At 71.4% G+C, this 367-nt stretch carries 1 pseudogene; it reads right to left on the bottom strand.

Annotated features, from left to right (window positions below):
* Window positions 1-252, bottom strand: a pseudogene (locus QSK36_RS43185) (hypothetical protein); the annotation flags it as partial.
* Between the last annotated feature and the right edge of the window lie 115 nt (window positions 253-367).

Genomic DNA, 367 nt, shown 5'->3' with positions numbered 1-367 from the left:
GGGGCTGCCGCCGTTGATCCAGGCCTTGGCGGTGGGGGTGGCGAAGCCCCAGCCGAACAGCTTGTCCAGGAAGGCCCACAGGAACACCCAGCCGATGGCGATGCGGGCGGCGGCCCACGCGTACCGGGCCGGGCCGGTGGTGGCGGCGGGGGTGGTCTCGCCGTGCGTGCGGGGGGCGGGGACGGTGGCCGCGGCGGGAGCGGCGTCATGGAGGCGGTGGTTCCTCTGGTTGCGCCCTTGGGTGATGGCCATGACCGGCCCCTTTCAACGTCTTTGCTCTCTTGTGACACCTCAAGGAAACCGCGGGCAGCGGGTGCGCCACAGGAGTCGTACGGCACGCTCCGGTCGTCTCGAAGTCCCGTGATCG

It is taken from the genome of Microbispora sp. NBRC 16548 (assembly GCF_030268985.1).
Classification (GTDB): domain Bacteria; phylum Actinomycetota; class Actinomycetes; order Streptosporangiales; family Streptosporangiaceae; genus Microbispora; species Microbispora catharanthi.
Note: the sequence above shows the minus strand (reverse complement) of the source record. Positions and strands in the feature narration are given on the sequence as shown.